Origin of the sequence: Caldicoprobacter sp. (genome assembly GCF_047459465.1) — a bacterium.
Lineage (GTDB): Bacteria > Bacillota > Clostridia > Caldicoprobacterales > Caldicoprobacteraceae > Caldicoprobacter.
The window spans coordinates 1-7,892 of record NZ_VSCO01000084.1 but is presented as its reverse complement, the minus strand read 5'-3'; the positions used below and the strand labels follow the sequence as shown (position 1 = coordinate 7,892).

The 7,892-nt window shown below is 46.9% G+C and carries 10 protein-coding genes and 1 riboswitch; of the genes, 4 read left to right on the top strand and 6 right to left on the bottom strand.

Annotation, left to right across the window (positions count from 1 at the left end; genetic code table 11):
- Positions 1–68: 68 nt before the first annotated feature.
- The 3 genes from FWJ59_RS06490 to FWJ59_RS06480 all read left to right on the top strand — a co-directional run bounded on the left by FWJ59_RS06490 (position 69) and on the right by FWJ59_RS06480 (position 942).
- On the top strand, positions 69–257 hold the full coding sequence (locus tag FWJ59_RS06490; protein ID WP_414481153.1) for a hypothetical protein: 189 nt from the start codon (positions 69–71) through the stop codon (positions 255–257).
- Positions 258–447: 190 nt separating this feature from the next.
- Positions 448–582 (top strand): hypothetical protein, encoded by a 135-nt coding sequence (locus FWJ59_RS06485; protein WP_414481152.1) that lies wholly within the window; start codon positions 448–450, stop codon positions 580–582.
- 30 nt (positions 583–612) lie between these two features.
- Positions 613–942, top strand: a complete 330-nt coding sequence (locus FWJ59_RS06480; RefSeq protein WP_414481151.1) for a cell wall hydrolase — start codon at positions 613–615, stop codon at positions 940–942.
- A 174-nt stretch (positions 943–1,116) separates the two neighbouring features.
- On the opposite strand, the gene FWJ59_RS06475 is transcribed toward FWJ59_RS06480, so the two are convergent.
- The 4 genes from FWJ59_RS06475 to FWJ59_RS06460 all read right to left on the bottom strand — a co-directional run bounded on the left by FWJ59_RS06475 (position 1,117) and on the right by FWJ59_RS06460 (position 5,983).
- On the bottom strand, positions 1,117–1,248 hold the full coding sequence (locus tag FWJ59_RS06475; protein ID WP_414481150.1) for a hypothetical protein: 132 nt from the start codon (positions 1,246–1,248) through the stop codon (positions 1,117–1,119).
- Between the two features lie 173 nt (positions 1,249–1,421).
- Positions 1,422–3,095 carry an ATP-binding protein gene (locus FWJ59_RS06470; protein WP_414481149.1) on the bottom strand — a complete coding sequence of 558 codons (1,674 nt, stop codon included), beginning with the start codon at positions 3,093–3,095 and terminating at the stop codon, positions 1,422–1,424.
- 1 nt (position 3,096) lies between these two features.
- A complete protein-coding gene (locus FWJ59_RS06465; RefSeq protein ID WP_414481154.1) occupies positions 3,097–4,362 on the bottom strand; it encodes an amidohydrolase in 1,266 nt (421 codons plus the stop codon).
- A 379-nt stretch (positions 4,363–4,741) separates the two neighbouring features.
- A complete protein-coding gene (locus FWJ59_RS06460) occupies positions 4,742–5,983 on the bottom strand; it encodes an adenosylhomocysteinase (protein WP_414481148.1) in 1,242 nt (413 codons plus the stop codon).
- Positions 5,984–6,238: 255 nt separating this feature from the next.
- Between FWJ59_RS06460 and FWJ59_RS06455 the strand changes: the two genes are divergently transcribed.
- Positions 6,239–6,532, top strand: a complete 294-nt coding sequence (locus FWJ59_RS06455) for a hypothetical protein (RefSeq protein ID WP_414481147.1) — start codon at positions 6,239–6,241, stop codon at positions 6,530–6,532.
- Positions 6,533–6,584: 52 nt separating this feature from the next.
- Here the strand turns inward: FWJ59_RS06455 and thiT are convergent, their stop codons facing one another.
- Both thiT and FWJ59_RS06445 read right to left on the bottom strand, forming a co-directional pair.
- A complete protein-coding gene (gene thiT / locus FWJ59_RS06450) occupies positions 6,585–7,142 on the bottom strand; it encodes an energy-coupled thiamine transporter ThiT (RefSeq protein ID WP_414481146.1) in 558 nt (185 codons plus the stop codon).
- A 65-nt stretch (positions 7,143–7,207) separates the two neighbouring features.
- Positions 7,208–7,319, bottom strand: a riboswitch (TPP riboswitch).
- A 119-nt stretch (positions 7,320–7,438) separates the two neighbouring features.
- Positions 7,439–7,892, bottom strand: a 454-nt coding sequence (locus FWJ59_RS06445) for a DUF5110 domain-containing protein (RefSeq protein WP_414481145.1), incomplete at its 5' end; no start/stop codon positions are given.

The window sequence follows — 7,892 nt, the reverse complement described above, 5'->3', positions numbered from 1 at the left end:
AGATAAATATCAGATAAATACATAGAAATAATAACACAACATAACTTCAGATAAAAGGGGGATAATGATTGAACGAGGCATCAACTATGACCAGCTGGTTGAACAAGAAGGTGTACGATGAAGAACAGCTAATAAATGCTATAGCTTTCATACTCAATAAATGCAAAAACTGTCAGCTATATCATGACGACCAATGCGTCATAAAACATAATAGGAAGCCGTATAGAAATAGCGCTTTTAGGAGATTGCCCAGATAACGGCAGTACTTTTATGTACTTTGCCGATTTAAACAATAAAAATAAGGAAGAGATGGGCATGTACCTGGCTTGGCTATGGCAAAACTAGCCAAAGGCAAGGCTATACTGAAATAAAGGTTAGATAGCCTTTTATTTCAAGGCATATAAGCTTCTGGCCAGCACAAAATAATAGTTGGAGGAGGGAACAATCATGAAAAAGGCTCTAGCTTTCGTGCTTGCAACGACCTATTTCTTGATTCCTACTGAGACGCTGGCACAAGCAGATTTTGTCCAAGACAGGGTCATAACAGACTACGTCAACAGGATATGCAGCATTACCCATTGAAAGCCAGATGATGTACACCTGCTGGCCAGAGTGATAAATGCTGAAGCAAGAGGAGAACCGTATACAGGTAAGGTAGCAGTAGCAGCTGTAATAATGAACCGATTGAAATCCCCCCTTTTCCCCAATACCTTGAGGGAGGTTATAATGCAGCCTTACGCTTTTACATGTGTCCAGGACGGACAGATCTATCTCACCCCTGATGCGGAATGTTATCGTGCCGCCCTGGATGCCGTAATGGGGCATGACCCAACTGGAGGATGTTTGTTCTATTATAACCCCAAAACGGCCACATCCCGATGGATGAAAGAGCGCAAGGCTGTAAGCAGTATAGCTATAGGAAACCATGTATTCATGAAATGACCGAGCAAATGCTCGGTCATTTCATGTTTATATGACATTTTAAAAGCACAAAGCCATCCCTTCTCGGAGATGGCTCTTATATATACCTCTTATCTTCCTGTACTTATACACAGGTTATATCCATCACGCCCTATACAGGCCAATAAGTACACAACGCAGCAAATGCCACGGACCTTAAATCAAAGATACCAGCTGGCTTAACAGCTCCATAAAGAGTATGGGAAATAATGCCGCCAATACCAGTATGATCGAAACTATGACGCCGGTAATCCCTCTTCCAATTTCGCTCCTGAACAACCTATACATGGGCCTCCCCCCTATTATTTGGCTCGTTTATATTATACCCTGCATATGTTTCAAAACTTTTACGCAACCTTTATAAAACCTTTAATAACTGCCTAATAAAGTGTTAAATGTCCCTTTTATAGGGGTTAAGGCTTTTAACACTATAAGGGTACATCTTCACATTTATTTTCATCCTATTCCAATGCAGCTTCCTCTCCACTGAAAGCATTGCCCAGCCTAGCCTCCAAATAATCTATAAACTGGCGGGCTGTACGTCCCGAACGGCCATTATACCTCTTTTCCCAGCGCAAGGCCTCTTCTCTCAAAGCCTCGGCATCCATTGAGATCCCGCGCCCAGCTGCAAGGCGTTCCACCATCTCCAAATAGGTCCTTTGATTGGGCGAGGTGAAGGTCAAAGTTATGCCAAATCGATCCGACAGCGACAGCTTCTCCTGCATCGAGTCGATGGGCGAGATTTCATCCTCTTGACCTGAGTACGCCCCGCTCCTATCGCTATGGAATTCCCTCACCAGGTGCCTGCGGTTGGAGGTTGCGTACACGACCACGTTGGCGGGTCTTGCTTTAAGCCCTCCTTCCAGCAGCGCTTTTATATGCTTGTATTCCACTTCGCCCTCTTCAAAGGACAAGTCGTCCACAAACAGTATGAACTTCTGCTTGCGCCCTTCCAGCTGCTCCAGTATATGATAATAATCTCTCAGGCATTCTTTGGGTACCTCCACAATTCGCAGGCCCTGCTCGGCATACCGGTGCACCAAGGCTTTTACCAGAGACGATTTGCCAGTACCCTTATCGCCATAAAGCAGCACGTTATTGGCCCTATATCCTCTGAGGAGCTGCTCGGTGTTTTCAATCAATTTTGCCTTTTGTTCTTCATAGCCCACCAGCTGGTCCAGCGTCACAGGATCCACGCACGCAATCCCTTTAAGTCGTCCATGGCCGTCAACGCGTTCCCATCTGAAACCCTTGAATATGCCAAACATGCCCGAGCCATTGCAATGGAAATGGTATGCCAGTTCCTTAACTTCCCAGTTTATCACCTGATGGTAGGGCACAGGTCGATTTATTCCTCCACATATTGCCGAAGTGCTCGTCGATATGGCCTTTCCCCTCCCAGAGGCGCTATCCTCATACTGCGGAGCAAATATATTTAGCCATCGGTCTATGCCGGTCTTATGCTTGGCCAATGCTAAAAGCTCCTCCCAATCCACCAGTGCAATTTCCCTCAAGTGCTCCAGCTCAAATTCCATGCTGGCTTTAAGCCACTCTGGAAGTTCTTCAAAGCCCACATGTTCAGCGTAGCGGCTAAAAGGCGTTTCATGGGTCAATATATTATAGCCCCAGTAGGACTTCCACAGGGTACTCCCCGCAGCGTCTTCATAGCCCTGTGCAACATCCTCACGGTCACCCCATACCCTCTCAAAGCAGCCTGTATCTGGAGCATTATCCTCATACCGCATCGTTTCGCAGCTATGCGCATCATTTGCCCGTGGTTGATCTGTACTTCCATCATGAAGCCTAAGGCTATCTTCATGGGATTGTACCTCTTTTATTCGGGTCAAAGAGCTTTTTAGCTGCGGCTCACTGCTGTACAACGCAGTGCCATTGCTGTATCGAAGGATATTGGTTTCCTCCAGAGCGTTCATCATATTATGCACGAAACGGCTGTAATCATCCCATAGCCGCTCAGCACAGACGCTATCGCTTACAAGGCCGTGTATGAAATCCTCAAATGCCTGGATGGCCGGCTGATTTCGCAGTTGCCTGTATAAAATTAAGCCCTTCAATGCGGTACCGATTTTCCTTGCCCTTTCCTCAATGCGGCTCATTGAAATGTTTTTGGTGTCCATCTCAAATTCCCCCCATAATCCTGCGCTTTATCTTTTCTACCTCGTAATATACCCTCTCCAAGTCTATGGTGGTAAGCTGCCCTTTCCTCATCACTACCTTTCCGTTTACGATGACGGTGTCGACATCGGCGTCACGCCCGCTGTATACCAGATGGGTAATTGGATCAGCGGCAGGATGGTAATGCGGTGCATCATACTTGACCAGAACAATATCCGCTTTCTTACCAGGCTCCAGTGAACCTATCTCCTGGCTCCACCCTATGGCCTTTGCCCCACCAAGAGTGGCCATTTTAAGGGCTTGCTTTGCCGGAATAACGGTTGGATCCTCGTCTATGCCTTTGCCCAGCAAAGCAGCAAAGGTCATCTCCCTCATAATGCTCAGGCTGTTGTTGCTGGCCGCGCTATCGGTTCCCAGCCCCACGTTTATCCCTCTTTCAAGCAACATGGATACCCGAGCAATGCCGCTGCCCAGCTTTAAATTGCTAACGGGGCAGTGCGCCACCTGTACGTCATATTTCGCGAGTATGTCCATATCATGGTTCGTAAGGTGCACACAATGCGCAGCCAAAACAGGCAGATTGAAAAAACCTATGGACTCCAAATATTCAACCGGCGTTTTGCCGTGCCTTTTCAATGCCTCCTCTACTTCGGTGCGGGTTTCGGCCAAATGGATGTGAAGCCCTACGCCCAACTGCTGTGCCAGCTCCATGCATCGCCTTAAGTAATGGGCATCACAGGTATATATGGCATGTGGTCCCACCATGACCCTTATGCGGCCCTGGGCTCCACCGTGCCATTCCTCCCACAGCTTGCGGTTTTCCATGAGGCGCTGCTCCGACCTGGAATCTGGCCCTTGTAAACCCCTTGATAGAACAGCTCGAATCCCTGAATACTCTACCGCTTTTGCGGTTTGGTCCATGAACATGTACATATCGGCAAAGACGGTAACTCCGCTCATGAGCATTTCCGCTATGGACAACATGGACAACCAGTAAGCATCTTCGGGCTGCAGCCTGTCCTCGAGGGGCCATATCTTTTGCGCCAGCCAGTCCATAAGGGGCATATCGTTGGCATAGCCCCGAAACAGCGACATGGCAGAATGGGTGTGAGCATTGACAAATCCGGGTAAAGCTAGCATGCCGGAGCCGTCAAGTACCTCATCGGGCGCAAAACCCACAGGAAGGCTTTCCTCATCGCCTACGTATGCAATTGTGTCGCCTTTTATGGCTATACAACCTTGTGGGTACAAATTGTCATCATCATCCATGGTAATCACATAGGATTTTCTTATCAGGATATTCATGAATCGCTGGGCGCACAAAACACAGCATAGCAGAGCGCTATAAACAAGGCCTGCTGGCTAAAGGCAACGCTTTGCAGTGCTTTTTATTTAACGGGCGCGCCCATTACCTCCTTCCGTGCATTTATATGCTCATCTTAAAATACAGTTATCCAAAGCATCGCACTCTTTACCCAGGTCCTATACGTCAAACACATATATTCCTCTTTTAAAGAGCTTGCTTCGCAACGTGGGCAAATCCACAATCAAACTAAACACCAACCCTCTATATATCCTCTAAAAACGCCGGTCACAGCAGGACATTTACATATAAATTCAAAACATTAGGATAACATTTACGTTTCATTCAATAAGATGAAAGATAGCGTTGCTGTTCCGGGCTCAAGCAATCGATGGTGATACCCATAGCATCGAGCTTCATCCGTGCCACCCTGTAATCAATGAAGTGCGGAACGCTATATACCCTCGGCTCCAGATTACCCTGGTTTTCAATCAAATACTGCACCGAAAGGGCCTGCAGGGCAAAGCTCATATCCATGATCTCGGCAGGATGCCCGTCGCCTGAAGCCAGGTTAACCAACCTCCCCTCAGCCAGAAGATTGAGCACCCGCCCATCCTTCATCACGTAGCCCTCAACATTAGAGCGCATCTGGCGCTTCTCCACAGCCAGGGCCTCCAGATCAGGCTTGCATATCTCAACATCGAAATGCCCCGCATTGGCCAGCAAAACTCCATCCTTCATCCTTTCAAAGTGCTCCCGCCTTATGACCTTGGTGCAGCCGGTGGTGGTTATAAATATATCGCCAATCTCGGCAGCCTCAAGCATGGTCATCACCCTAAACCCATCCATGACAGCCTCCAGGGCCTTTATTGGGTCCACCTCGGTTATGATCACGTTTGCCCCGAGGCCTCTGGCCTTCATGGCCACCCCCTTGCCGCACCAGCCATACCCCGCTATTATCACGTTCTTGCCCGCGATGATGAGGTTTGTAGTGCGCATGATTCCATCCCATACCGATTGTCCCGTGCCATACCTATTGTCGAATAGGTATTTGCAGTAGGCATCGTTTACGGCAATCATGGGAAATTTAAGCTTTCCTTCCCTTTCCCTGGCCCTCAATCTGAGGACGCCGGTGGTAGTCTCCTCGCAGCCGCCTATTATCCTGTCGCACAATTCCTGGCGTGAAGAATGCAGCATAGCCACCAAGTCCCCTCCATCGTCGATGATGATATCGGGCTCTATATCCAGGGTCCTGCTCAAATGTTCCCTATACTCTTCCTGGGTGGCACCGTGCCATGCATGAACTGTAAGGCCGTTCTTCACCAGCGCAGCTGCTACGGCATCCTGCGTGGACAGCGGATTGCTCCCCGTGACGGCAACTTGTGCACCGCCAGCCGCCAAAACCAGGCACAAATAAGCCGTCTTGGCCTCCAAATGTATCGATACTGCAATCTTCTTGCCCTTGAACGGTTTTGTCTGCTCAAATTCCTTTTCCAACTGATTAAGCAAGGGCATATAGCGCCTGACCCAGTCGATTCGCCTCTGACCTTCATCTGCAAGAGTTATATCTCTGATACTACTGTTCATAAAAGTGCCTCCCCGCATTGATTTTGTAAAATGCATTATAACTGTATTTTAGCACATTATCACAAAAACGTATTGTCAAATTCTAAACAAATGACAACCCTTATCCCTTTTCTTGGCATTGATAATATGGTATAATTGATATAGCATCCCGTTTGCCGCTGAATCATATCCAGAAATCATATCGGCATATATATTATACCGTATTCCTTAGCGTTTTACTTCAACGGGAGTAAAAACGGATAGGGAGGAGTGGATATGGGGGCCCAGTATGTCAGGGAGTTTAATGCAGATTTAGGAGAGCTTTCATTGTTTACAGGCGGCAAACATTGGAAAAGATTTCAGGCCAGCAAGATAGTTAAATTTCAACGCACCAGCGGTGTAAAGAAAATATTGTTCTTCTCTAAACCCGTTGAAAGGATAGAAATTCACATTCAGGGCGAAGAAGAACCTTACATTATCGAAAAAGGCGTAGTAAGGGATGATTTCCAGTGGATCGTTGACGTGCTCAAGAGGTTTGCAGAAAAGAATAAGGTGCCTTTCAACGAGTAAAGTCCAGGCGAAAACCTGGACTTCTCATTTTATTGGGCATATATCTAACTTTTTATGCGGTATAATCACCAGATGAATCCTTTCTCACATAGAAGTTGGACTTGCTGGCCTTATACAGCACTCCTACAATCACCAGAGAAATTACAAGCTCTACGAGCAGAAAAGAGCCATTGTAAAGTATGGAGTACACCCATGGGCTCTGCCCTTCTGGAGCATAGCTGGCAAACACCACTACGCCAGATATGACATGGCATATGAACCTCCCAAACACTCCGAGGAAAGCACCGGCCATTACGCCCAACATGCCCTTATGCCTGAAGAGGCCTGCCAAACCCAGACAGGCAAATGCTATGACATAATCAAATAGTATGGATACTATATGGAAGCTGTATTTTTCCCCTAGGATGAACTGTAAAATCCCATAGACCATACCGGCCAGCAGTCCCCTGAGAGTACCCCACCTAAAAGCAAAGACAAAGATGGGTACCATAGAACCTGCTGTGACAGAGCCGCCCTGCGGCATCTCAAATAGTTTAACATAGCTTAGCACTTGCGCCAGGGCTACCATCATCCCGGCTTCCACAAGCATCCTGGTGTTTACTTTTTTCATTTCATCCTCTCCTCCCTCTTTACGGGGAGAAAAAAAGACTACATGCCAACATAAGGACATGTAGTCCCCTTCCACAATTGGCTCCCTACGCTGGCATTACCCAGATCAGGTTCATCGGGTCGGAGTGCATTACAACTCCCTCTCAGCCGAATTGCTTCAGCTCCCCGTTTAATATTAAATTTTATTTTATTTAGTATATGATAGCATCTATACGCATAATTGTCCAGATCCAATAATCGAGATTTTTCTCTCATAGCCTCAACAAGCTCGGTAAAAGCTCAATAAATGCTTATTTTCTACTTCTCTTTGGGTTCCACATATACCACTACATTTCCATCTATTACCTGGGTGCTTACCTGCTGGCCATTTGCCAAGATTTTTTCTATACCCTTTAATCCTTCAAAGACTATCCTAAACCTCTTTTGCCCTTCATGATATCCGTAATGCAACCTTTCCATTTCTATGTTCACGGCGTTCCCGTCTTTTTGGTATCTTATTTTATATAAATTGTACTTTCCACTCTTATAATTTTCCGTAACCATGTCATCTTCATAGTAGACATATTCCGCCTGCACAGCCCCCGGCAAAACACGGAATTCAGCTTTTATGCCATCGGCAGTACAGTTTACGGGCTCAGCCATGGGTATTATGGCTCCGGCTTTAACAAAAAGGGGCATTTTATCCAGCGGCGCTTCAACGAGGTGATACTTGCCGCCTTCATATTCTTTCCCCGTCCACCAGTCTATCCAG

Coding starts and splice junctions, on each gene's coding strand:
- FWJ59_RS06465 (WP_414481154.1), bottom strand. CDS start 4,362: ATGGATGATGATGACAATTTGTACCCACAAGGTTGTATAGCCATAAAA.
- FWJ59_RS06455 (WP_414481147.1), top strand. CDS start 6,239: ATGGGGGCCCAGTATGTCAGGGAGTTTAATGCAGATTTAGGAGAGCTT.
- FWJ59_RS06475 (WP_414481150.1), bottom strand. CDS start 1,248: ATGTATAGGTTGTTCAGGAGCGAAATTGGAAGAGGGATTACCGGCGTC.
- FWJ59_RS06485 (WP_414481152.1), top strand. CDS start 448: ATGAAAAAGGCTCTAGCTTTCGTGCTTGCAACGACCTATTTCTTGATT.
- thiT (WP_414481146.1), bottom strand. CDS start 7,142: ATGAAAAAAGTAAACACCAGGATGCTTGTGGAAGCCGGGATGATGGTA.
- FWJ59_RS06470 (WP_414481149.1), bottom strand. CDS start 3,095: ATGGACACCAAAAACATTTCAATGAGCCGCATTGAGGAAAGGGCAAGG.
- FWJ59_RS06460 (WP_414481148.1), bottom strand. CDS start 5,983: ATGAACAGTAGTATCAGAGATATAACTCTTGCAGATGAAGGTCAGAGG.